22 protein-coding genes are annotated in these 25,099 nt (G+C 58.0%); 16 read left to right on the top strand and 6 right to left on the bottom strand.

Annotation, left to right across the window (positions count from 1 at the left end; translation table 11 throughout):
- The first annotated feature begins 239 nt into the window (after nt 1-239).
- The 11 genes from HY868_19965 to HY868_20015 all read left to right on the top strand — a co-directional run bounded on the left by HY868_19965 (nt 240) and on the right by HY868_20015 (nt 10,836).
- Nucleotides 240-899, top strand: a complete 660-nt coding sequence (locus HY868_19965; protein MBI5304419.1) for a TetR/AcrR family transcriptional regulator — start codon at nt 240-242, stop codon at nt 897-899.
- Entirely contained in the window at nt 896-2,017 is a 1,122-nt protein-coding gene (locus tag HY868_19970; protein ID MBI5304420.1) for an ABC transporter permease, read from the top strand. The genes HY868_19965 and HY868_19970 overlap by 4 nt, the downstream gene beginning before the upstream one ends.
- Nucleotides 2,014-2,952, top strand: a complete 939-nt coding sequence (locus tag HY868_19975; GenBank protein MBI5304421.1) for an ABC transporter ATP-binding protein — start codon at nt 2,014-2,016, stop codon at nt 2,950-2,952. Before HY868_19970 ends, HY868_19975 begins: the two co-directional genes overlap by 4 nt.
- Nucleotides 2,949-3,470: an isoprenylcysteine carboxylmethyltransferase family protein gene (locus HY868_19980; GenBank protein MBI5304422.1), complete on the top strand. Its 522-nt coding sequence runs from the start codon at nt 2,949-2,951 to the stop codon at nt 3,468-3,470. Before HY868_19975 ends, HY868_19980 begins: the two co-directional genes overlap by 4 nt.
- Nucleotides 3,463-4,413, top strand: coding sequence for an ABC transporter ATP-binding protein (locus tag HY868_19985; GenBank protein MBI5304423.1), 951 nt, complete (start codon nt 3,463-3,465; stop codon nt 4,411-4,413). Before HY868_19980 ends, HY868_19985 begins: the two co-directional genes overlap by 8 nt.
- Nucleotides 4,414-4,450: 37 nt before the next feature.
- The gene (locus HY868_19990) at nt 4,451-5,692 is read left to right on the top strand and encodes an efflux RND transporter periplasmic adaptor subunit (GenBank protein MBI5304424.1); all 1,242 of its coding nucleotides are present in this window, start codon (nt 4,451-4,453) and stop codon (nt 5,690-5,692) included.
- Nucleotides 5,693-5,805: 113 nt separating this feature from the next.
- On the top strand, nt 5,806-8,184 hold the full coding sequence (locus HY868_19995; GenBank protein MBI5304425.1) for a hypothetical protein: 2,379 nt from the start codon (nt 5,806-5,808) through the stop codon (nt 8,182-8,184).
- Between the two features lie 107 nt (nt 8,185-8,291).
- Nucleotides 8,292-9,296, top strand: a complete 1,005-nt coding sequence (gene tsaD / locus HY868_20000; protein MBI5304426.1) for a tRNA (adenosine(37)-N6)-threonylcarbamoyltransferase complex transferase subunit TsaD — start codon at nt 8,292-8,294, stop codon at nt 9,294-9,296.
- 50 nt (nt 9,297-9,346) lie between these two features.
- Entirely contained in the window at nt 9,347-10,174 is an 828-nt protein-coding gene (locus tag HY868_20005) for a HEPN domain-containing protein (protein ID MBI5304427.1), read from the top strand.
- Between the two features lie 12 nt (nt 10,175-10,186).
- The gene (locus tag HY868_20010; protein ID MBI5304428.1) at nt 10,187-10,492 is read left to right on the top strand and encodes a hypothetical protein; all 306 of its coding nucleotides are present in this window, start codon (nt 10,187-10,189) and stop codon (nt 10,490-10,492) included.
- A complete protein-coding gene (locus HY868_20015; GenBank protein ID MBI5304429.1) occupies nt 10,492-10,836 on the top strand; it encodes a methylated-DNA--[protein]-cysteine S-methyltransferase in 345 nt (114 codons plus the stop codon). Before HY868_20010 ends, HY868_20015 begins: the two co-directional genes overlap by 1 nt.
- Here HY868_20015 and HY868_20020 read toward each other — a convergent pair.
- The 6 genes from HY868_20020 to HY868_20045 form a co-directional block, all read right to left on the bottom strand.
- The gene (locus HY868_20020; GenBank protein MBI5304430.1) at nt 10,833-11,411 is read right to left on the bottom strand and encodes a hypothetical protein; all 579 of its coding nucleotides are present in this window, start codon (nt 11,409-11,411) and stop codon (nt 10,833-10,835) included. The two genes, HY868_20015 and HY868_20020, sit on opposite strands and share 4 nt — an antisense overlap.
- Before the next feature lie 103 nt (nt 11,412-11,514).
- Complete coding sequence (locus HY868_20025; protein ID MBI5304431.1) at nt 11,515-13,965, bottom strand: hypothetical protein; 2,451 nt, start codon at nt 13,963-13,965, stop codon at nt 11,515-11,517.
- Nucleotides 13,962-15,089: a restriction endonuclease gene (locus tag HY868_20030; protein ID MBI5304432.1), complete on the bottom strand. Its 1,128-nt coding sequence runs from the start codon at nt 15,087-15,089 to the stop codon at nt 13,962-13,964. Before HY868_20030 ends, HY868_20025 begins: the two co-directional genes overlap by 4 nt.
- Nucleotides 15,090-15,956, bottom strand: a complete 867-nt coding sequence (gene yhdJ, locus HY868_20035) for an adenine-specific DNA-methyltransferase (GenBank protein MBI5304433.1) — start codon at nt 15,954-15,956, stop codon at nt 15,090-15,092.
- Between the two features lies 1 nt (nt 15,957).
- Nucleotides 15,958-17,010 carry a hypothetical protein gene (locus tag HY868_20040; protein MBI5304434.1) on the bottom strand — a complete coding sequence of 351 codons (1,053 nt, stop codon included), beginning with the start codon at nt 17,008-17,010 and terminating at the stop codon, nt 15,958-15,960.
- 79 nt (nt 17,011-17,089) lie between these two features.
- Nucleotides 17,090-17,407: a hypothetical protein gene (locus HY868_20045; GenBank protein MBI5304435.1), complete on the bottom strand. Its 318-nt coding sequence runs from the start codon at nt 17,405-17,407 to the stop codon at nt 17,090-17,092.
- Between the two features lie 141 nt (nt 17,408-17,548).
- Here HY868_20045 and HY868_20050 point away from each other — a divergent pair, with 141 nt between their 5' ends.
- From HY868_20050 to HY868_20070, 5 genes are all read left to right on the top strand, one after another.
- Nucleotides 17,549-19,837, top strand: coding sequence for a ComEC/Rec2 family competence protein (locus tag HY868_20050; protein MBI5304436.1), 2,289 nt, complete (start codon nt 17,549-17,551; stop codon nt 19,835-19,837).
- Between the two features lie 77 nt (nt 19,838-19,914).
- Nucleotides 19,915-21,711, top strand: coding sequence for a M3 family oligoendopeptidase (locus HY868_20055; protein ID MBI5304437.1), 1,797 nt, complete (start codon nt 19,915-19,917; stop codon nt 21,709-21,711).
- 112 nt (nt 21,712-21,823) lie between these two features.
- Complete coding sequence (locus tag HY868_20060) at nt 21,824-22,741, top strand: fumarylacetoacetate hydrolase family protein (GenBank protein ID MBI5304438.1); 918 nt, start codon at nt 21,824-21,826, stop codon at nt 22,739-22,741.
- Between the two features lie 98 nt (nt 22,742-22,839).
- The gene (locus HY868_20065; GenBank protein ID MBI5304439.1) at nt 22,840-23,577 is read left to right on the top strand and encodes a gamma-glutamyl-gamma-aminobutyrate hydrolase family protein; all 738 of its coding nucleotides are present in this window, start codon (nt 22,840-22,842) and stop codon (nt 23,575-23,577) included.
- Nucleotides 23,574-25,082 (top strand): tetratricopeptide repeat protein, encoded by a 1,509-nt coding sequence (locus tag HY868_20070; protein MBI5304440.1) that lies wholly within the window; start codon nt 23,574-23,576, stop codon nt 25,080-25,082. Before HY868_20065 ends, HY868_20070 begins: the two co-directional genes overlap by 4 nt.
- The last annotated feature ends 17 nt before the right edge of the window (nt 25,083-25,099 follow it).

A 25,099-nucleotide genomic window follows, 5' to 3' on the forward strand; every position in this document is an offset into this window, starting at 1 on the left:
CGAGTCCTAAAAATGCGGCTTCCCGTTGTGGGCGTGATTGCTGACGAGACATTGCTTGACTCCTGGCGCAAGATTCACACGCACCTGCAGTTTATTCAATAGATGGTTCTACGCAAGCCCCGACACTTTTGCGGTATACTCGATTTGAAATTCGCGCTTGACAAACCCCTGCGCTTGGTGTAGAATAATACTGAATGTGTATTCATTCAAAGTGAGCAGATATTCATGGAAAACCAACCATGTCTCGTTTAACTCCAAACGCGCGCCGCGCGCTCGTGGAAGAGCGCAAGGCGCAAATCCTCGCCGCCGCCGTCAAGGTGTTCTCCGCCAAGGGTTTTGAGCGCGCCCGGATTGCCGACATCGCGCGCCAAGCCGGCGTCGCCGAGGGATCGATCTACAACTATTTCAAAAACAAGGGCGACCTGCTCGTCAGCATTCCGCGCCACGCGATCGAGCCGGCGGTGACGACCGTGCGCGCCCAAGCCGCTCCGCAACTCGACACTGACGCGTCGCCAGAGCAAATCCTCACCGACGGCGCGCAGACCTTGGTCGCGACGATTCGCCAAAACGCGCACATCTTTCGCATTCTCGTTACGGCATTGCCGAGCATGAACCAGGCAACCCGGCAGAGCTATCTCGAGCAAGTGGTCTTGTATGGCACCAGCTTGATCGAAGGTATTTTCCGGGAACAGATCAAGCAAGGAAGGTTTCGGCGCGACCTGGACCCGGCGGTGGCGGCGCGCGGGTTCATCGGCATGTTTTTTCCCTTTGTGATGTTGCGCGATATTTTGCAAGTGGATGTTGATCCAGCATGGGATTATGACCAGGTGATTCCCGAACTCGTCACCTTGTTCTTGCGCGGCGCGCTGGCCGACCCGCGCGAAAGGAAAGCGCGATGAATAGCCGTCTCCTCTCGATCATGCGTAAAGAGGTCATCCACATCTTGCGCGACCGGCGCACGCTCGCAATCATGTTCATCATTCCGATCATCCAACTCGTTTTGCTGGGGTACGCCGCGACGACCGACATTCGCCGCTTGAACACCGTCGTCCTGGACGCGGATCGCACTCAGCAAAGTCGTCAATTGATCGAAGCGTATCGCGCCTCCGATTATTTTCTCATCACGCAGTACGCGCAAAACGAGTCACAGATCGCCGAATGGCTGGATAACGGTCAGGCGCGCGCCGGCATCATCATTCCCGCCGGGTACGGCGACAAGTTGGCGAAAGGGCAACTTGCCGAAGTCGCGTTTCTGATTGACGGTTCGGATCCGAGCGTCGCCTCCACCGCATTTGCGGCGTCGCAATCGGTCGGGCAAGCGCAAAGCGTCAAGGTGATGCAACAACGGTTGGGCATTGACGTGACGCGGCTTGGCGGCATCGAGGTGCGCCCGCGCGTGTGGTACAATCCGGAATTAAAATCCGCAAACTATATGATTCCCGCGGTGATGGGCATGATTTTGCAATTCCTCACCATGCTGTTCACCGCGCTGGCGATTGTGCGCGAACGCGAGCAAGGCACAATTGAGCAACTCGTCGTCACGCCGATCAAATCCTGGGAACTAGTCATCGGCAAAGTCATTCCGTACGTCGGCATCGCGTTTTTCGATCTGCTCGAAGTGTTGGTGCTGGGAGTCATTTTGTTCGGCGTGCCGATTCGCGGAAGTATTCCGCTGCTCCTCGGCTTGTCGTTGTTGTTTCTGCTCACGACGCTCGGCATGGGCTTGTTCGTATCGTCCGTCGCGCGCAGTCAACAGGAGGCGATGTTCCTCGCGTTCCTCACGATGTTGCCAAGCATCTTTCTTGCCGGCTTTTTCTTTCCACTCGAGGCGATGCCTGGTTGGTTGCAAGCCATCAGTTATGCCGTGCCGCTCCGCTACATGCTCGTGATTCTCCGCAGCATCATCTTGAAAGGCGCCGGCATCGGTTCGTTTGAAGAGCCAGTCATCGCGCTCGTGATTCTTGGTCCTCTGATTCTGATCGGCGCGTCATTGCGTTTTCGCAAGTCGCTTGAATAAACATGATTTCACTTAACCACCTCACCAAGCAATTCGCCGAAACTGTCGCGGTCAAAAATCTTTCGTTCGACGTGAACGCCGGCGAAATTTTCGGCTTGATCGGTCCCGATGGCGCGGGCAAGACGACGACACTGCGCGTCATCGCGACCGCGATGAATCCCACGTCCGGCGCGGTCACCGTGGATGGACGCGACACGGTGCGCGACGCCGAAGCCGCGAAGCAGGTGATCGGTTACATGCCGCAGCGGTTCGCGCTCTATCCCGATTTAACCGTCCTCGAGAATTTGAATTTCTTTGCCGATTTATTCGGCGCGTCGCGCGACGAACGTCTCGCGCTCATCGCCCGCTTGTTGGGTTTCGCGCGGCTCACCGAATTTCAGACGCGCCTCGCGCGCAACTTGTCCGGCGGGATGCAGAAAAAACTCGCGCTCGCCGCGTCGCTGATGCATCGTCCGCGCGTCTTGTTGCTCGACGAGCCGACAACCGGTGTAGACCCGATCAGTCGCCGCGAGTTTTGGGATTTGTTGAGCGAGGTGCATTTGCAAGGTGTGACGATCATCATCGCGACGCCGTACTTGGACGAAGCGGAACGGTGCACGCGCGTCGGCTTGATGTATCGCGGCGAAATGATCGCGTGCGATACCCCAAGCGCGATTCGCGAACATCTCGGCGCGGTCGCCCTCGAAGCGCAATCGTCCCAGGCGAAACTCGCGCGGCGCGCCATCGAAACCGGCGCAGGTGTGTTGAGCGTTTCGACGCACGGCGATTCGCTGCGCGTGCTGGTTGATCGCGCGGAACGTGAAGCGGAACTGCGCGAGGTTTGGAACACGCATGGCATCGCGATAGATCATGTGCGCGTCGTCAAGCCGCGTCTCGAAGATGCGTTCGTGTTGATGACGACCCAGCGCGAACGCAAACCCGAGGGGGCGCCGTGACAATCGCGCGGCATGTGTTCGCGATCCTGATGTTGCCGTTTATCGTGACCGTCGTCATTCCATCGCTCGTCATTTGCTCGAATGGCGCGGTCAATATCGGTTGGTCGTTGACGCCGCCGCTGAATTTCGCGCCGCCGTTGCTCGGAATCGGTTTGATCGGCGCGGGCTTGACTTTAATCGTCAAAACGATTTCGTTGTTCGCGAACGTTGGGCGGGGCACGCTCGCGCCGTGGGACCCGCCGCAAAAACTGGTGGTGCGCGGCATCTATCGGCAGACGCGCAACCCGATGATCACCGGGGTCTTGGGCGTTTTGCTCGGCGAAGCGATGTGCTTGGGTGTCCTGGGTTTGTTCGTCTGGTTCGCGGTTTTTCTGCTGATGAATCTCGTTTACATTGCACTGATTGAAGAACCTGGGTTGCAACAGCGTTTCGGCGACGCGTATGCGGAGTATCAACGCAACGTGCCGCGGTGGATTCCGCGCCGCGAACCCTGGGAACCAAGGTCTGACGATGAATGACGTTTCACTCTTTGTCGAAAACCTGCGTAAGCATTTCGACAGTTTCAAAGCCGTAGACGGCATTTCGTTCGCCGTGCACCGTGGCGAGATTTTCGGCTTGCTCGGTCCGAACGGCGCGGGCAAGACGACGACGATTCGCATGTTGCTTGGTTTGCTCGCGCCAACCTCGGGCAAAGGCGCGGTGCTGGGATTCGACATCGTGCGCCAAGCCGAAGAGGTGCGCCAGCGCGTCGGCTACGTCTCGCAGAAATTCGCGCTCTATGCCGACCTCACCGTCGCGGAGAATTTCGATTTCTACGCGGGCGTCTACGGACTCAAGCGCGAGTTGATCGCCGCGCGACGCCGCGAGGTGCTGCCGCTCGTCGGCTTGGAGAACGAACCCCACACGCGCGTTACCGCGCTCGCCGGCGGCTCGCGCCAACGGCTCGCGCTCGCGTGCGCGCTCGCGCATCAACCGGAATTCTTGTTTCTCGATGAGCCGACCGCCGGCGTGGATCCGGTCTCGCGGCGCACGCTGTGGGATTTGGTGTACGATCTCGCCGAACGCGGCACGACCATTCTCGTGACGACGCATTACATGGACGAAGCGGAAAACTGCAATCGGCTCGCGTTTATTTATCAGGGCAAACTCGTCGCGGAAGGCACGCCGTACGAAATGAAATCGGCGCAAATGATCGGCGAGGTACTCGAAATCGAATGCGACCGGCTCGACGTGGCGCTGACGACGTTGCGCGACGCGAATTTGTTCGACGAGGTTGCGCTCTACGGATCGTTGATCCACGCGATTGGCGCGGACGCGCGCGCGAAAATTTCAACCGTGCGCGATTTGTTAATGACGCAAAGCATCGCAGTAAAAAATATCGAGTTCATTTTGCCGTCACTCGAAGACGTGTTCATCGCGCGTCTGCGTCACGCGAGCAACCATCTCAAACGCGACGCGTGACCACGGTCTCACTGTCCCACTTTATCCGGAGGTTAGCATGGAACATCGCAAACGAATTATTCCGATTATCGTCCTCCTCGCGTTGCTGGCGGGTGGATACTATTTGTATTCGAACACCATCGGCAAAGCGAGCGTGAATGCGAGCACCGCATCTGGTTTTATCGAAGGCGAAGAAGTGATCATCTCGGCGGAGATCGGCGGGCGCGTACACGCGATGCTCGTCGAAGAAGGCGACGCGGTCACTGCCGGCAACGAACTGGTGCGTCTGGATCGCGCGTTGCTCGACGCGCAAATCGCGCAAGCGCAAGCCGCGGTAGACACCGCGCGCGCGCAACTCGCGCAGGTGCAAGCCGGCGCGCGCACCGAAGATGTTCGCCAAGCCGATGCCGCGCTTGCGCAAGCGGTTGCCGCGCGTGAAGGTGCGAAACGCGCGTGGAGTAACACGCAAGCCGTGCGCGCGAATCCGCAAGAACTCGATGTGCGAATCGCGGCAGCGGAAGCGCAGTTAAAAGCGACAAAGGCGCAACTCGAAGCCGCGACGGCAAACGCGATTTCGGCGCGGACGCGCGTGGACGGCGCGGGCGGGGTTGACCAGGTCCGCATCGAAGGCAAGGTGTTGGTGAATAATTGGTGGGCGGCGGAGGCGACCGTGCTCGCCGCGCAAGCGAATGTTGAAGGCGCGGAAAAAGGATTGCAGATTTTGCAAGACATGCGCGCGCATCCGTTGACGCTCGATACACAAGTGGATGCGGCAAAGGCGCAGTACGATACGGCGGCGGCGGCGGTGGATGTTGCGCAAGCGCGGCTCGACGCGGTCAAAGCCGGCGCGACGAAAGAACAAATCGCGGTGGCGGAAGCCGGCGTCAAGCAGGCGCAAGCCGCGCTGAATCTGCTCCAAGTGCAAGCCGGCAAGATGATACTGACAAGTCCGGTCAATGGCATCGTCGCGCGGCGCGTGGCGCATCTCGGCGAAACGGTGACGCCGAACGCGACCTTGCTCACCGTGACAAATCTCGAATCGGTCAAACTGACGATCTACGTGCCGGAGACGCAAATCGGCAATGTTAAAATCGGCGATCAAGTCGCGGTCAAGGTGGATTCGTTCCCGAATAAAACCTTCACTGGCAAAGTGGTGTTCATCGCGACGCAAGCCGAGTTCACGCCGCGCAACGTGCAGAGTCAGACCGAACGCGTGAACACGGTGTTCGCCGTGCGCGTGCAAATTCCGAACCCCAATCAGGAACTCAAGCCGGGCATGCCCGCAGACGCAGTGCGCTGAAAACAAAAACCTTGCGGAGGCGTGACAGAAACCAGGTTTCCGCCTTCGGCGAGAAACCTGGTTTCTGGTTTGCCGGCAAATCATAATTTACAATCTGCGTGGCACAGTGTATAATGTCGCGCGTGACAGAAGACATTGCAATCGCGCAACTCGCCATCGCGGATGGCGGATGGCAAGAATCGCCGGATCAAATCGCCCAGTTCGATGAAGTGGCGCTGTTCGGCACGCGCACGGGGCGCGGACGCATGTTCGCCGTCGCGCAAGTCGAAGGCGAGACCGAGGGGCGCGACGAAATCGCACGCGAGTTGATCGAAGCCGCGCGACGCGAATATGGTGCGAGTCGCGGCAGTATCATGCTCGCGTTGCGGCAAGCGGTGCGCGTGGCGAACGACACGCTCTACAATCTCAACGCGAATCTAGCGCCCGACGCGCGGCGCATCGCCGGGATGACCATCGCGATCTTGCGCGAGCATGAAATTTTTATCGCGCAAGCCGGTCCGGGATTGGCGTGCGTCCAACGCGTCCGGCAATTTCGCCGTTACCCGGACGGATCGCCCTGGTTCGAAGCGGATGATGCCAAGTTGGGCGAGTGGCTCGCCGCGCGCAATTTTCCGACGCCGGGTTCCGCGCCGCTCGGCTTTCGTCGCGAGTATATGGCAGACACGTTTCGCGTCGCGTTGCAACCCGGGGACGGCATCATCCTCTCGACGCGCACGCTCGCCTATTTGCTCTCGAACGACGAAGTGCTCGACACACTCGCCGAGCATCATCCGGACGAAATCGTTTCGAGTCTCGAAGACCTTGCCGGCGCGGCAGACTTGGCGGTGATCGTCATTCGTCTGCCCGGCGAAAATCTCAATCCGCTGCCGTTGCATCCGCCGACCGACGAAGAGCCGAGCGAGACTGAAGCGCCGGAACCGGAATTGGCGATCCCGGCATTGGATTCGTTGGATATACCCACCGCGCTCGAAGCCTCAACTTTGTCCGAACTTGAACCGGTGCCGGAACCGGCGCCGGCGCCGGAACCCGTTCCACCGCCTCGCGAAGAAACTCCCGCGCGCGAACCGATCGCGCGTCCGCCGCGTCCGCCGCTCGATCTTGCGCCCGCGCGCAACGCAATGTTGCGCGGCGGCGCCACCTTCACTGCTGTGCTCGCCGCGATTTTCACGCGCGTGAATTGGCAAGGCATTGGCGCGGGAATTGATCGCGCGATCACAATCTTCTTGCGCGGCATCGTGCAATTCCTGATTTTGTTTTTTGGGCGCGTCTCGCCGGGCGAACCCAAACCCGGCGCGGGACGCGGCGCGGCAACCGGCGCGTCGCCGCAACCGGCGTGGCAAGTCGCCGCGCTCGTGCTGCCGCTCCTCGTGATCGGATTCGGCGGTTGGACGTGGGCATCGTATCGCGCGACTCAGGTTCGTTTGCAGAACGAGCAAATCGCATCCTGGGTCAAAGACGCGGCGAAGGCGTTCGAAAATGGGCGCGTGCTGACCCGCACGGATCGCGTCGCCGCGCGCGAGCAATTCCTCGGCGCGCTCAAACTCACCGATCAAGTCAAGGCGCTCAACGCGAGCCATCCGGAGGCGCGCAAAATCGCGAACGATACGCAAGACGAACTCGATAAATTGAACGGCGTCCAGGTCTTGTTTCCGGTTTCGTTCGCGACGTTCGCCGAACCGAAAGCGAATGTGACGCGCGTGCTCACACGCTCACCCGATGTGTTCATTTTGGATCGCGGCTTGCAGCGCGTTTATCGGTACACGTTCAACGACACCGGCGTTACGCTCACGCCCGTCGCGCCGGATGGCATCATCCTCAAAGCCGGCGATAAGGTGGATAGTCGCACAATTGGCGAGATGGTGGACATGACATTGATTGACGCGGGGCGATTGGTGGTGATTGATCGCGGCGGCGCGTTCTTGCAGTACGATCCCGCGCGTTCGCAGTGGAGTTCGCGCACGGCGACGGACGCGACGCAATGGAAGAACGTGACCCTGGTCGGTAGTTTCAGCGGCAACTTGTATTTGGCGGACGCGGGGCGCAATCAAATTATGAAGTACACCGCGGCGACGGAAGGTGTGTGGACTGCCGCGACGACGTACTTTGCCACGGATGTGCGCGCGGATTTGACGAATGTCGCCGATATGGTGCTCGACGAAAATGTTTATCTGTTGCGCGGGAACGGCGAAATTTTTCGGTACACCTCCGGCAAGCCGAACGATTTGCGCTTGCGCGAGTTGGAAGTGCCGTTCAAAAATCCGGTCGCGATTGTCACCGGCGCGAGCATGAATGGATTGTACATCGCGGATGCGGGCAATCAACGCATCGTGCAGATTGATAAAGGCAACGGTCGGTTCGTGCGTCAGTTCAAACCGAGCAATCAGGTACGCGAGACATTTGCGTCGCTCAGAACGTTGACGGCGGACGAAGCGAATCGGCGTTTCATTTTCATCAACGGCAATCAAGCGTACTTTGCCGCCATTCCCCAGTGAGTTTGGAATTTTGGAATTTTGGATTTTCGATTTTCGATTTTCGATTTGGATTTGGCGTATAGATGCTCGGAAATTGAAAATCGAAAATTAGAAATCGAAAATCGAAAATGACTCTGATCCTCGGTATCGAAACCTCCTGCGATGAAACCGCTGCGGCGGTCGTGCGAGATGGACACGCGATTTTGTCGAACGTCGTCGCGTCGCAGATTGATCTGCACGCGCAGTACGGCGGCGTGTTTCCGGAAATCGCCTCGCGCGAGCACGTGCTCAAAATAATCCCGGTCATCGAAGAAGCGGTCAAGACCGCCAACGTCACGTTCGCCGATCTCGCCGCGATTGCGGTGACGCACGGACCTGGGTTGGCTGGGTCGCTGCTCGTCGGTGTGAACGCGGCAAAGGCAATCGCGTTCGCGAACGATCTGCCACTCATCGGCGTCAATCACCTCGAAGGACACATCTACGCGAGCTGGCTCGACGGCGTGACGCACATGCCTTTGGAAAATCCGTTTCCGCTCGTCGCGTTGCTCGTGTCGGGCGGGCACACAGAGTTGACGCTAATGCGCGGGCACGGCGAGTATCAACAACTAGGTTGCACGCTCGACGACGCGGCAGGCGAAGCGTTCGATAAGGTCGCGCGCTTGCTGGGTCTCACATACCCTGGCGGTCCCGCGATTCAACACGCCGCGCAGCAAGGCGACGCGAGCGCGTTCAAACTGCCGCGCGCATGGTTGCGCGGCACGTACGATTTTTCGTTCAGCGGACTCAAGACCGCGGCGCTGCATCTCGTCCAGAAATTCGAGGGCACGCGCGTGCCGGTCGCTGACATCGCCGCGAGTTTCCAGGTCGCGGTGGCGGATGTGCTCGTCGCCAAGACAGTGCGCGCGGCGGATGAATTTGGCGCGGCGCAGATCGTGCTGGCGGGCGGCGTCGCCGCGAACGCGTGTTTACGCAAGACAATGCTCGAACGCGCGGAGGTGCCGGTCGTGATTCCACCGATCAAGTTGTGCATGGACAATGGCGCGATGATCGCGGCAGCGGCGTGGCGGCATTGGGAACGCGGCGAGCGCAGTGGGTGGGAGTTGGATGTGGTGCCGGCGCTCAGATTGTCGTGAAGAGAATTGTAGTTGGTAATTGGTAATTGGTAATTGGCGGACGACGGAAAATGGTTATCAAATCGGTTGCGATTTCAGAAAACGAAACGACGCCGGAGTGGTACACGCCGGTGACGAAAGAGTTGCTCAAAGAAATCACGCGGCGAATCGTGAAAGAGTGTGCGCCGGAGCGCGTGATTCTTTTCGGCTCGTATGCGTACGGCGAGCCGACGATTCACAGCGACGTGGATTTGTTGGTGGTCTCGAACAAGATGCGAAATAAAAGTGTGTTTGTGCGCGACCGGCGTGTTAGCGATATTGCTCGCGCGGCAATTCCTTCCGGACAGATTCGCGGAATGGACATCCTTGTACGCTCGCCGGCAGAATTACGTTATCGTCTAAAAATTGGCGATCCCTTTTTCCGTGAAGTAACTCTGAAAGGAACGGTGCTATATCGGCGGCGTGGTTCGCGCTATCGCTTTGATGCCAGAGAATGGAGGAATCGTATGCCGGAACCGGTATTGGTTGCCGAGTGGATTCAGAAAGGCGAAGACGATTATGACGCGGCACAGACCCTTTTGCGGCAACGCAAGCGCCCCATGCCGGCAATGGTTTGCTATCATTGCCAGCAATCCGCCGAAAAATATTTGAAAGCGTTCTTGTTACAACACAATGTCCACTTTGAGCGGACACACGAACTTGGCGAATTGAACGATTTGTGTGTTGCGGTGGACGGCACATTTCAATTCATCACCGATTGGCTAAAGTTGCTCAACCCCTACGCGGTTGAAACACGTTATCCCGGTCGTGTCATTGAAATCACCGAAGCGCGTGAGGCAGTTGCAACGGCAAAGCAAATTCGCAAGTTTGTGCGTGCGAAACTGGGAGTGGGAAAGTAGTCAGAATTCAGAATCCAGAATTCAGTATTCAGTATTCTTGCTCCTGAATTCTGGATTCCACAACGCGATCCCACTCCCGAAGAATTTACTAGCATCGAACAAGCCGCCGAATTCTGGGAAACGCATGATTTGACCGATTACGAAGATGTCTGGCACGAAGTAGATTTCAAAGTCAATTTGAAACACAAACCAGGACTCAAGGTAGCGCTGGATCCTCAAATTGCCAACGAGTTTACCAAGCGCGCACGCGCAAAAAGAGTACGTGTTGACACGCTCGTAAATCGTGCACCCAAGGATTACCTTAGCCGCGCGGCATGATGAATGGAAAAATAATCCGCGTTCCTCCGCGTTCCTCCGCGTCCCAAACTTTCTTCACCCGCGTCTACGCCCTCGTCCGCAAAATTCCACGCGGCAAGGTCGCGACGTACGGGCAAATCGCGCGCGCGCTAGGCGCGCCGGGCGCGGCGCGCACCGTTGGCTGGGCGATGCGCGCGTGCCCCGAACAAGTACCCTGGCATCGTGTCATCAACGCGCGCGGCGAAATCAGTTTGCGCCCGACGACCGGCTATCACGAACAACGCGCGCGCTTGAAAGCGGAAGGCGTGCGCTTTAATCGCGATGGCAAAGTGAACCTCGACCGCTACGGCTGGAAACGCGTTTAACGCACTTGCAGCACCGCCTCCGGTGAAACGAAATAATTGCGTCCGTCCACCTCGACCAAGAAAAACGCGGCGTCCTGTGCGGTAATGCGCGCGATGAGTGTCGCGCTCGTCAGTCCCGTCGGCGACTGGCACACACTCAACGGCGGCGCGGCATCGTCTTTGTGCAAACACGCCATCCCTCGCGCGCGATCCAAGCGCGCGGTCTTTCCTCGATCGGTAAAATCGTACTGCGCGGCAATCGGCGGTGTGTAAACGACATTCTCGCGCGCGGTCCAAAAGGTCATGCTCGCATCGAGTGTTTGCAAATGCGCGAACGCGTCGCGCCGTCCGATCAACTGAAACACGTCGGTGCCATTTTCGTACATCAAGACCTGGGTCGTCGTCAACGGTTCGCTCGCGCCGATTGCGAACACTTGGCGAAACGGCGTCAGATAAACGCGCGCCAACGCGGTGGGTTGCGCGCGTTGCGGAACCGCGTCATTTGTCAACGAACCCAGAAGCGGCAAGGCGAGCGCGGCAAGCGCGACCAATGCCATCACTGCAATCAAATCGTGCCAAGCGCGTGAATTCGGCATAACAAGTCTCGGTAGTCAGCTCCCTCATCTCCCTCAGTTCCCTGAGTTCGCTTGCAAAAGGAAATGAGGGAACTGAGGGAAATAAGGGAAACGGTTCTGGGAATCACCTGAACGATAGTTGCGGCGTCGTGTCCGAAGTCTCTTCAACGTCGAGCCGTTGAATGATCGTGCGTTCGTCCTCGGTCACGAGTATTTTAACCGTCGTGTAAAATCCATCCGGCATCACAAGCACGCAATACCCTCGCGCGCGTCGTCGTCCGCCGATAATCAAATCTATCAACGCCGGCTCGTACCCTTTTTCGATCAACATCTCGCGGTCTTCGGGACCAACCTGGAAGTACGCGACCGTGCGAAATTTTTGCAGCGCGATACCCAGGTTGCTGCCCATCAAATCGCGCAATGTTTGCGTCGCCGCGGCGATGACGAGCTTACGCTCCGCCCAATCCTTGAACGCCTCGGCGACGAGCGTCGCGACCTGGGACGCGTTTTCGGAAAGCGGCGCGTCCTTGGGCATCAAGCGGTGAATCTCGTCAATCACGAGCGCGGCGGGCGTGTCGCGATTCGCGAGCCACTCTTCGTAGAAAATCTGCATGAACACGCGCAAACACGGATCGTCCGCAATCGGCATCGGGCGCGTGCCCTTGACCGGCTGATAGATCACCGCGCCATCTGAGAACAGCGCGGCGCGTGTCTCATCCGCGAATTTGTTCAGGTCGTCGTGCGGATGCAGAACGATGCCCCCGATTTTTTCGACGGCGGCTTGCATGCGCGCCGAGTATTTCAAATTGATCGCGACGATCTTGTAATTGAGTAGTTGCAAACGCAGAATGAACCACACGATCAGCGTTGAAGTCTTGCCGCCGCCTTGATCGCTCACGAGCAGAACCGGTCCGGTATCCGAACGAAAGTCCGCGTAGCGCAAACCCTCTTTGCCGAGCATTACGCTGCGACCGAGCAAAATCCGGTCGCGCGCGTCGGCGAGAAAAATATCGCTGCCTTCTTCATTCGCGAGTGTCGTGATCGCTTGCGCGCTGAGCAGGCGTTGGCGCGGCGCGCGCGGCGGCTCGGTTAGCCAGTTCATCAGCCGCGTGAAACCACTCGTCGAGCGCGGCAGACACAACACTGGCAACCAATCGTCGAACGCGTCTTCGAGCGCGCGATGCGCGAGCGGTGTTAGCGACAGTGCGGTCAGGTACGATTCGGCAAGCGACTGATTCGTCTGCGCGGTCTTCTCATCGCGCCCCCACGTGATCAAATGCGTGTGCGTATCGAACAGGTACTCCAAGCCGCGCCGGTCTTCGAGCTTGCGGAGAATCTCGCGTAGAGATTGCGCTTCATCCTCGCGCCCCAGCCCGGGCACGCGCGCGGCGAGCATCTGCCCGCGCAGTTCGGTCGCGATCGTGTCGCGCGGCAGAGGCGTGATCGAAATGACGACGAGCGCGTCTACCGCGTGCAATGCGCGCATCAACGCGTCGCGCGCATCGGGAAACGGCGTGTTGACGCGCGAGACGGTGAGCACGTTGCGGTTCGTGCGAAGACGATGATCGAAACGCAATTGCTCCGGCACGTAACCGCGCTGCGCGGTCGTGGGCAGTTTACCATCATTTGCCAGGATCGCTTCCTGGGTTTGCGCGAGGAAACTCTCGCCGCCGAACAACATTCGCAAGAGCGACTCGGCAGCAAATGCGCCAAGTGGCGAGATATTGAAATCGAGTTGTGCGAGCCACTCGCGCACGCGCGTTTCGATGTGCGCCGGGTAGACGATGCCGGTCAATACTACGCGCGCGCGCCGCGCGCCGGATTCGGCGAGCGCGCGTAGTTCGCGCAAGTACTCGTCGGCGGTGCGGTCGCTCGCTTCGAGATCGAGTTGACCCAGGTGGTAGTCGGCGAGCCAAAAAATTTTGACCGGCAAGCCGCCGTCTTCATGTTGCGCGAGGTACGCGAGAAATTTCGTGAGCATGTCCGCGATGTCGGCGGCGTTGAGCGCGGGCTTGTAGCCGGTGCGCCCGAGCGTGATGATCGAAACACGCGCGCGCGTTGCATCGCGGCTAAGCAGTTCCCCATCCTTGAGAATCTCGCGCACCGGCACACGCGCGGCGACCGTGTCGAGTTTGTGCAACCCGCCCTGGGTCGCGCGGTCATGCATCGCCCAGAGCAGAACCGCGCCGCTCGCCATCGCGATGACGAATACGAGCGCGATGCGTGGTTCGATAAACCACAATGCAATCGCGACAATCAATGCGGCGAGGAACAAGAACAGCAAAATCAGTTTCTGCGCCGACACGAGTCTGACATCCAGCGGCTTGAACAGCCAGTCGTGCAGTCCGCGCAACCAGCCGACCGGGATGTGCCACTCGCGATAAAAACCGAGCGCAAGCTGGTAGAGCGCGAGCGGGATAATGATTGTCGCGCCGCTCCACTCGCGCAGACCGATCCACGCGACGAGCAAGCCGACACCGCTCGCGGTCAGCAGCTCGAGCCAGGTCAAGCCGACGCGCGTGCGATAGTTCAGGAACGACCAGAGACGGGTCAGGAAGATGGAGCGGAGGGTCATGGCGTAGAAAATTCCTTCGCGTCATCTTCGTAGTTAAATTCGACTTTGCTTTGGAGAACAATTTCATCAAGAATATTTCTGAGATATCCTTGCTGCGCCGCTTGCTTGAATCGCTGGCGTAACACAGCAAGGTTTATGATTTCTTCGATGCAAGCCATATACCTTTCAACGATAGCCACGATGGAATAACGTTTTTCCGCTCCATCTCTTAGCATCTGTTCTAGCTGTTCGACGCTGTCTTCTGATTTAATCACGAATGAGACAGGATAATGCTCCAGTTTGTCTATGTCTAGCAGATATTTGCGCGCGTCCAGTGTTTCCGTTACTTGGAAAAATCTCCCCAGTGGACGCATCACAAAATCAATTCCACCATCATTGGCATTAGTGCGTCCCGTCTTGAAAAGCTTCAAATTCTCCTCTTGGAGATTATCCAGATCGGACCCGAAATAAACGGTTTGGTCGTGGTAAAAATATTTGAGAATGGCAAAGCTAACGATCTCGAAAATCCGCGCATCAACATTCGGCGCTAGTAATCCAGTGATGAACGATTCTACTTGTTGGTCGTCTTGCCCGGCAATCTCCTTCAGACGTTCACACGTTTCGATGAATCGTTCAAAGGCATCTCGCTTGGTCTCAACATAACGATCAACAACGGCAACGACTGCTCGCGCGATGTTGTAGGCCTTTTTGCCAACCGTTACCTTCAACAAATTTTCATTGATCCAATAACGGTTAGTTTCCAAGTTGCGCAAAATCGGCACGTATTCGACTTGCGGAAAGTACTTTTTAAATTCTTCGTTCATCCGACTGTTGAGCGCGTGATTCTGTAGCTTGCTTCCAAACGGCAGTTCTCTTTGGCGTTGGAATAGATCGGAGAATTTTGCTCCCGCATACTCGCGATAGTTTTTCCGCTGATCGAATTTGTGTTTCAAGTAATCTTCGGCTAGCACGTAAATTGCATAAAGGTTGGCGAAACTCCCGCGCGCTTTTGATCCAAGTGCAGCCGATTTGGTTTTGATGTTCAAGTACTGCAACAAGGAACTCGCCGCGTAAACGGCGTCGGCAGATTTGCCGAATTGCGCGACAAGGATTTGCTTGATCTGTGTGGTAAACTCGTGTTCCATTTATTTCCTCTCAAACAACACGCGTTGATGAGGCGAAGATTTTTCATAGACGCGCGGCTCGCGGCGCAACTCTTCGCCTTTGTAGTGACTCTGGATTTGCAGTCGCCGCAGTCCGATTTTGACGTACTCTTCTTCGATCTCGATACCGATAGACGCGCGTCCTAGTTTTTTGGCGACAAATGATGTCGTGAAGGTGCCGGAAAACGGATCCAGGACTAGGTCTCCCACATTGGAACTCGCGAGAACAATGCGTTCGAGCAAAGCGACAGGTTTTTGCGTCGGGTGCTCCTCGTATTCATTCATGCGGTATCGTACACGCGGAATTTCCCATACATTCCCAGGAATCTTTTGAGTGTTGTACACCGTGGGAACACTTTTGCGATAATCTATGAGTTTGCGTTGTGCCCCTGTTTTTGCCTCAACGAGAATATCGCTGGTATTGAAGGTATAGTGATCCTTGTCCTTGACGCCGAACAGAATCGGTTCATACAACGAGCCATAATAACGTTTTGCTTGTACGCCAGAACTATCGTAGTACCAAACGATTCTCGATTGAATGTTCAGTTTGCTACGCAAATGGATATCGAAATACGGCATGTTTTGTGTAGCCGCCATTACATACAAACTGCCGGTCGCTTTGAGTTTGCTCACGCATAAATCGAGCCAACGGTAGCACCATTCGAGGTACTCGGCGTCAGATTTCCATTTGTCTTTTCTGCCGTTGAAATCTTTACCGATGTTGTATGGAGGATCAGCAAATATCAAGTCAATCGAGTTGTCCTCAATTTCGCGCGCGAGTACTTCGAGGGCATCACCCCAAAATATCTTGTGTTCGCTTTTCTCAAAGATTTGTATCTTCGGCTTCATGCTACTCCTTCATCATCCTTCGCCGTTCTTCGTCAATCTCTTTCGTGCGCGCGGCTTCGGCGGACGCGGGCAACGTGTCAGAAGGCGAAATCGCCGCGGGCGCGACGTTGCTCCACGCGCGCGTAACACCATCGCGAATCATCGCAAACAAGATGCCGAAAAATTTCCACGACACGATCACGACGAGCAATCCCGCGGGCAGAATGAACGCGACGTAATTCGCCATCGCGTCGGATGTGGCGAGTGACAACGTGATGAGCAACAAGGTGATCTTGCCAACCATATCGAGCCACGCCTCGAAAAATCCAGAGACAATCTTGCCCGCCGTTTTCGGATTGACGCCCTCGAACAACACCGAGAGCGGAATGAAAAGCACGCCAAACAATCGCCACACTGCCATCGAAATGCCGCGATACGCGAGTTGCACGAGAATGATCGCCATCTCGCCGAGTGCGACGATCAGCACGAACGGCGCGAGTCCGCCGGCATTTTTTTGCAAGACAAGCAGGACGCGCAAGAGCGTGTCAAGCAGGGTCGCGCGCGGAAACATCGCCGTGCCCGCGCCGCCGAGCGCCATCGCGACAAAGCGACCCAACTCGCTGACGCCTTGCGTGATGACCGAGAATGCCGCGAGAAAAATCATCACGCCGATCACGAGCGCACCGTACAAAATCGGGTTCGGGATCGGACGTTCTTTCCACACGTTGAGCGCGAGGATCCCGAAGTACCCCAGCGCGTAGAGCGGCGTAAGCAACAGCAACGTCCCCGCGAGTTGCGCGGCGAATTGGTTGAGCGGCAAGGCGGGATTGCCGAAATCGAGAAAGAACAATTCGGCGGCAGGCAGATTGAGCCACTGTGCGGCGGACGTTTTCGATTGCTCGATCAACGCGTTCGCATTCACGGTTGGCGTGCCTTGCAGCGTGTCGAGCAGGACGCGCACGAGCGCGGTCAGTTTGCTCGTGTTGTCCCCGCTCGGTCCTTGCGCGTGCGCGACCGGCGCGAAGGGGAACGGAAGCACAAGCATCGCGACCACAACCCCCAAATGTGTTTTCATCGTTACAGATATTTTGGGACGCGGATTTGCGCGGATGAACGCGGATATATTTTTTCATCTGCGTTCATCCGCATTCGATTTACTTGCCCAACAACCAGTTAAAGAACCCTTGCGCCGCGCCGGGCGCGCTGGATTGTGCGACGTCGCGTCCCGCGCGCAGAAACTCGAACACGAAACCGGTGAAGAACGCGATGAACACACTCACCGCGAGCAAACGCACGAGACTTTTGATCTGGCGTTTGCCCTCGACGCTCTCCGTTACTTGTTCGCCCTGCGCGAAAAACAACCAGCCGAGCCGAAACAAAAAATAGAATGCGAGCAAGGTGAACAAAACGAACACGAGCGTGAGCGGCGAGGAGAAGTTTCCTTCGAGAATTTTTCCGATTAGTCCGGGCATGGGTGGCTCCTTTCGATTGTGCCGCGCAAGTTTATCACGCTAGTACGTTTCGGTCAACCACACGTGAGGCGTCCGCTTGCGCGCGTCGAGAAACTGGGTTAGAATCGGCAGCGAAAATCCGCGCGCCTTCACGAGGTCACGATGCTCCTCATCTATCTCGCGCTTGCGTTCGTGGTCGGCATTACTCTCTCATCACTCATCGCGCTCCCCGCGCTGATCTGGGCGTGGTGGCTTTTCTTTCCGCTCGGTTTGCTCCTCATCTGGCGACGCGATCCTTGCCTCACCCGCGCGCATCTTTGCCTGCTTTTGTTTCTCCTCGGCGCGCTGCGCCTGGCGCTCGCGCGACCCACGTTCGATGAAAACGCGCTCGTCGCGTGGAACGACAAAGGCGCGCGCGCGATGATCGGCGACGTAATTGACCCGCCCGAAATACGCGATTACTCGACCCAGGTTCGTATCGCGATCACGCGCGTGCGCATCGGCAACGATTGGTGCGCGGTGAATGGACTCGCACTCGTCAACGCGCCGCGCGAGTCCGACGTGCGGTACGGCGACCGCATCCAGATTTACGGCGAGCCGACCACACCGCCAGAATTTGAAGACTGGTCGTACAAAGAGTACCTCGCGCGACAAGGCATTCATTCGCTCGTCCGCATCTACAGCGGCGTGAAAACGCTCGAACGCGACCAGGGCAATCCGTTCTTCGCCGCGCTCTACGCGGTGCGCGACCGCGCACACGATACGATTCTCGCGATTTTCCCGGAACCGTCGGCATCGCTCCTCGCCGGGATTTTGCTCGGCGTCGAGTCCGGCATTCCGCGCGAGTTGAACAACGCGTTTAGCGCGACCAACACCGCGCACATTATCGCGATTTCCGGGTTTAATATCGCGATCATCGCCGGGATTCTGACGCAACTTGCCGGACGCGTGACGAAACGCGGCGCGACGTTCATCGTGATTGCGGGACTCGTCGCGTACACGCTCTTCGTCGGCGCAAGCGCGTCGGTCGTGCGCGCGGCGGTGATGGGTTCGCTCTCCGTGCTCGCGCGCGCGTTGCATCGCCCGAACGACGCACTCAACGCGCTCGCCGCGTCCGCCATCGCGATGACCGCGTGGGATCCGTTCACACTGTACGACATGGGGTTTCAACTCAGTTTCCTCGCGACCCTGGGTTTGATTTTGTACGTCACACCGCTCACGCGCGCGTTTGAAAACATGTTCACACGATTCACGTCGAGCGCCCGCGCGAAACAAATCGTCGGCGCGTTGAGCGATTCACTCATCGTCACGCTCGCCGCACAAATCACAACGACGCCGCTCATCGTCTTTGCGTTCCACCGTTTTTCCCCGGTCGGCTTGCTCGCGAATTTTCTCGTGCTCTGGGTGCAGCCCGCGGTGATGCTCTTGGGCGGCACCGCCACGCTCGTCGCGCTGATCGTGCAACCGGTCGGTCAGGTGCTCGCGTGGCTCGCATTGCCGTTCCTCGAATGGACGATTCGGGTCGTGCAAACGATTGCCGCGTTGCCCGTTCCCGCGATGGAAATCGGGCGCTTGGATGTACTCGCGCTGTTTTTGTGTTACGCGATTATTTTTGGCGCGACGCTCGTGGATTGGCGCGCACTGCGCGAACGCATCGGATTGCAACCAGCCATCGCGTTGAGTGCGATGCTCGTGCTCGGCATCTGGGTGTGGAATCTCGCGGTCACCGCGCCCGATGGCAAGACGCACGTGGTCTTTCTCGACGGCGGCGGCGCGGCGACGTTCATTCGCACGCCGAGCGGCGCGAAAATCTTGATTGACGGCGGCGAGTCGCCGAGTGCGACTGTCGCCGCGCTTGGTTCGCGTTTGCCATTCTGGGATCGCACGCTCGATTTGGTTGTGTTGACGAATGCGGACGACGCGCATCTCGCCGGTCTCGTCACCACATTAGAACGGTACGACGCACCGCGCGTCGTTCAAGTTGATTTGCCCGCCAAACCAAATGACGCGCAGAAAAAGTGGAACGATTTGCTCGCACAAAAACGCGTCGCGATTTTGTCCGCGCGCGATGGTGTACAGATCGCGCTTGACCGCGAGGTGACACTTGAAGTCGCCGGACTGGCAAACAACATTGCGTCCGCGCGTCTGCGCGCGGGTGGGAGTACGTTTTTGATCGCGGACAACGCGACGACGAACGACCAAGCAACATTCGTGCGTGAGATGACGGACGCGAGCACTGTGCTCGTCGCGCCAAAGAAAATCGCGCCGGAATTTTTCGGCGCGGTCAATCCGCAATTCGCGCTCGTGTTTGCCGGACGCACCGCACGCGACAAACCCTCACCCGATCTCCTCGCCACGCTCGCGCCCGCAACGATTCTCCGCACCGATGAACGCGGCGCGATTGAGTTCATCGTGGACGCGCAATCGCTCGCGGTCAAGACGGCGCGGTGATTTTTGCCCCCCTTTGACACACTCGCCGCGCCGTGCTATCATCGTGCGCGTTTCCAAATTTCCCAAGGAGTGGACAAATGTCTTCTGCACCATTCAAGCCAGGTCGCTGGAATCTAAACGATATTCTGCCCGCGACAAGCGGTCCCGAGTTTGATGCCATTGTTGACGACCTCAAAGCGCGTGTCACCAACTTTGAAACGCATCGCGCGAAATTGTCCGACGAAATGGACGCACCCGAGTTTCTCGCGATTCTGCGCGAGTACGAATCGCTCAACACGGTCGCGCGGCGACTCGGCGCGTACAGTGGACTGTGGTTTTCCGAAGACACGCAATCGAGCGCGGCGCTGACGTTTCAACTGAGCACGCGCCAAATGCTCACCGAGTTGGGCAATCGCACGCTGTTCTTTTCGCTGTGGTGGAAAACACTGCGCGACGATGCGGCGGCGCGCTTGATGCAAAATTCCGGCGACCTACGCTACTATCTCGAAAGCGAGCGACTGTTCAAGCCGCACACGCTCACCGAACCAGAAGAAAAAGTGATCAACCTAAAAGACGTGAACGGCATGGATGGTTTGATCACGCTGTACTCGATGCTGACGAACGCGTACGAGTTCAACTTGAAAGTCAATGGCAAAACGAAAAAACTGACGCGTGAAGCGTTGATGATGTACGTGCGCGATCCAGACCCAGCGATTCGCGCGGCGGCGTACCGCGAATTGTATCGCGTGTTCAGCGCGCACGGCAAACCGCTCGCGCAAATCTACGCGTATCGCGCGCAGGATTGGCGCACCGAGCAAGTGCAACTCCGCAAATTCGCGTCGCCCATGGCGGTACGCAACATCTCGAACGATATTCCCGACGCGGCGGTGGACACGATGCTCGATGTGATTCGCGCGAACGCGCCGGTGTTCCAACGTTATTTCAAACAAAAAGCCAAATGGTTGGGCGTGCGTAAATTGCGCCGCTACGACATCTACGCGCCGCTCGCGTCGTCCGACAAAAAATATCCGTATAACAAGTCCGTGGAGATGGTGCTCGATAGTTTCAACGCATTCTCGCCGGTGATCGCGAACCACGCGCGCCGCGTGTTCGAGGAACAACACGTGGACTCGGAAATCCGCAAGGGCAAAGCGAGCGGCGCGTTCTGCGCGAGCGTTCTGCCAGGCATGGCGCCGTTCGTGTTGCTCAACTATACCGGCAAGGCGCGCGATGTCGCGACGATGGCGCACGAGTTCGGTCACGCGATTCACGCGTTGCTCGCCAGCGAACATTCCGTGCTGACCTTTCACTCGGCATTGCCGCTCGCCGAGACCGCGTCCGTGTTCGGTGAAATGTTGCTCACGGAAAAATTGCTCGCGCACGAAAAGAACGCAGACGTGCGCCGCGATATTCTCGCGACGAAATTGGATGACACGTACGCAACCGTGCTGCGGCAGGCGTTCTTTGTGCTGTTCGAGCGCGACGCGCACGAATTGATCGCGCAGGGCAAATCGGTCGAAGAACTGAACGCGCGCTATCTCGAAAATCTGCACGCGCAATTCGGCGATGCGGTGGATGTGAGCCAGGAATTTCAATGGGAGTGGGTCAGTATCCCGCATTTCTATCACACCCCATTCTACGTGTACGCGTACAGTTTTGGAAATCTGTTGACGCTCGCGCTGTACAAACAGTACCGCAAAGAAGGCGACGCGTTCAAGCCGCGCTATTTGAAACTCTTGACGTACGGTGGTTCGGCGAGTCCGGCGCATATGCTCGCCGAAGCCGGGATTGATATGACCTCCAAGTCATTCTGGCAAGGCGGATTTGACGTGATCGCCGAGTGGATGAACGAACTCGAAGCCCTGCCGACGAAGAAGCACGCGCGGAAGACCTAATATGCAACACGCCCTACGCAATTCGTGTTATGGATTGCGTAGGGCGTGCTTTGCGCCGCGTTCCAAGTTGGTGTAAAATCGGCACGCGATACACGACACGGCTGGAGGCAGAATGAAACTCGTGACCTTTCAAGTCGCCGGCGAAACACATTGGGGCGCTCTGCGCGGCGAAAATGTGATTGACCTCAATCTCGCGCGCGCGATGTTTCTCGCGGCGCATGGACAAGAGATTCAGTACCTCGCGCACGACGCGCTCGCGTTCATCGGCAAGGGCGAGGACGCGTGGGACGCGGCGAATGAGACGCTCGAATTTCTCGGCAGCCGCGCGGTGGATGGGATTGTGTTTCCGCTGCACGCGGTAAAATTGCTCGCGCCGATTCTGACCGCGCCGAAAATCATCGCGATCGGTTTGAACTATGGTTCGCATCGGCAAGAGCAAGATATTCTGGAGCAAGAAGAATTCCTGCCGATTCTGTTCCCCAAGTTTCCAAACTCGATCACCGGACCCGACGCGCCGGTAACCTGGGACGCGACGCTGACAAAAAAAGTGGATTACGAAGCCGAGCTGGGCGTCATCATCGGCAAACGCGCGCATCGCGTTTCCGAGGTCGAGGCGCTCGAATTCGTGTTCGGATATTGCAATCTCAATGACATCAGTTCGCGCGATTTGCAGTTTCATCCGAAAAGCGGCGGACAATGGGGCTGGGGTAAATCGCTCGACACGTTCTGCCCGATCGGTCCGTTCATCGCGACGCGCGATGAAATCGCCGATCCGCAAAATCTCGCGATCAAATGCTGGGTCAACGGCGAGGCGCGTCAGGATTCGCACACGAGCAACATGATCAACGGCGTCGCCAAGTTGATTTCGTTCATCTCCCAGGGCATCACCTTGATGCCCGGCGATCTTATCGCGAGCGGCACACCGTCCGGCGTCGGACACTTTGCGTTGCCGCCAGTGTACTTGAAACCGGGCGATGTGGTCACTGTCGAGGTCGAAGGACTGGGACGACTGACGAATACGATTGTGTAGGGAACGGACGCTGTTCCGTTCCGGCAAGAGAGAATCCAGGTTTCCCCGAAGGGGAGCAACCTGGATTCTGGCGAATGTATTAACGGAAAGGATTTGCATTGAAACCCCTGATTGGCATTCCCACGCGCACGCTTAAAGCGAGCGATTGCATAGACGGCATTCCGCGTTTTGGCATGAACGAGACGTACACGCGCGCCATCGCCCGTGCCGGCGGCGCGCCGGTGTTGATTCCGCTCAATCTGAGCGACGACACATTGCGCGCGATTTTCGCGCGGCTCGACGGCGTACTCTTTCCCGGCGGCGTAGATGTGCACCCCAACGTGTACGGCGAATCGGTCGAACCGTTCTGCGGTGAGATTGATCCCGCGCGCGATACGGTCGAACTGAATCTCGCGCAATGGGCGCTCGCCGAACAAAAACCGATTCTGGGAATTTGTCGCGGCATCCAATTGATCAACATCGCGGCGGGCGGTTCACTGCACCAAGACATTGACGCCCAGGTCGCGAATCCGCTGCGCCATCCACATCAAAAAGGTAATCCGTACAACTACCTCGCGCACGCGGTCGAGATTGATCCGCGCTCGACGCTCGGACGCGCGCTCGGCGCGACCCAGGTTCAGGTGAATAGTCTGCACCATCAAGCGTTGAAACAAGTCGCGCCCGGTTTCCACATCGTCGCGCGCGCGCCCGATGGCATCGTCGAAGGCATCGAGGCGGACAACGGCAATTTTGCGGTCGCCGTACAGTTTCACCCGGAATGGTTGCAGGACGACGACGCGCGGATGCTCGAACTTTTTCGCGCGTTCGTCACAGCAAGTAATGGGAGCACTGGATGAACGTGCAGGAAATGGAGCGTCGGTTTTTCGAACTGAAAGGCAAGTTCGATGTCGGCGCGATGAGCGAAGACGATTTCAAATCCGAGATCGCGACACTGCGATTTCAAGACAAACAAAATCGCTGGTGGATGATTGGCGCGCAAAGCGGCAAGTGGTACATGAACGACGGCGCGCGCTGGCTCCCCGGCACGCCGCCGGTAGATGAACCGCCGCAGCCCGAAACGCCGAAGGAATCCATCGAGTCTGTCGCCATATCGCCGCGCATGGACGCGCCCGCCAGTCCCGAACATCTTACGACCGGACTGGTCACGCGCACGCCGGCGCCGCTCGTCACACCACCATCCGCCCGCGCCGCCCATCTCCCGCGCGCGTTGCCCTCGCTTGCGTTGACCGGACCTCTGCTCATCATCGTCGCCGCGCTTGCCGCGCTCATCGTCGTGTTGATCGCGTGGCTCGTGATTGATCTCGCCGTGCCGACCAAACCGATCAGCAGTTTTTTCGCGCAGGTGACCAATCGCACGCCCGCGGCGGTCGTCCCGACCTCTGCGACCCCGCCCGCCGCGACAAGCAACATTGGCATGTTCCTCGCGCAAGGCGATAAACTGCTCGCCGAAAGTCGCGTGGATGCCGCGATCACCCAGTATCAAACCGCGTCACAACTCGCGCCGACGAATCCCGCGCCGTTGACGCGCTGGTCACGCGCGTTGGCAATGCGCGGTCAATTGCGCGAGGCGCTTGCCAAAGCGCAAGAAGCGATCGCGCGCGGCGCGGAAGACGCCGAAGCGAACGCGCAACTGTGTCGCGCGCAATTGTGGAACAATCAAGTCGAGGACGCGTTGCGGTCGTGCGAAAAAGCGATCAAGCTCGATGCGAAAAGCGCGAACGCGCACGCGTATCTCGCCGAAGCGTACTTGCACGCGGGACGCAAGAACGACGCGACCGCGCAAGCGCAACTCGCGCTCCAACTTGCGCCGACGAGCGCCGAAGCGCAACGCGCGCAAGCCTGGGTCTTGACTCTGCAAGGGCAAAAAGAAAACGCGTTCGCCGCGTGGAAACAGACGACCGTCTTGGAGCCGGACTCGTACTTTCGCTTTTTCGAGTACGGCGAAGCATTGCGCGTCTATCTCGGCAATCCGCTCGAAGCGATTCCCGCGTACGAAAAAGCGGTGGGCTTGTACGGCGCGTACATTCCGGCGATTCAACAATTGGGCTTAGCGCTGATCGAGGCGGACAAACCGTTGCAAGCCGTGCCGCATCTCCGCCGCGCGATCACGCTCGATCCGAACGACGCCGATTCGTACACGTACCTGGGTCTGGCGTTCGGCAAAGCGAATCAATGCGCGCAGGGCATTCCCTATTTTGATCTCGCGCTGAAACTCAACCCCAACAGTTCGCTCGCGCAACGCGGTTTGGCAGATTGCCGCGCCGGCAAAACGCCGGCGTTGCCGCCCGCAACACCGCCGGCAATCCCCGCGCTCGTGCCGACGCTCGGCGCGCCCAAGTAAACTCACCCTACTCGAAG

It is taken from the genome of Chloroflexota bacterium (assembly GCA_016219275.1).
Lineage (GTDB): Bacteria > Chloroflexota > Anaerolineae > UBA4142 > UBA4142 > JACRBM01.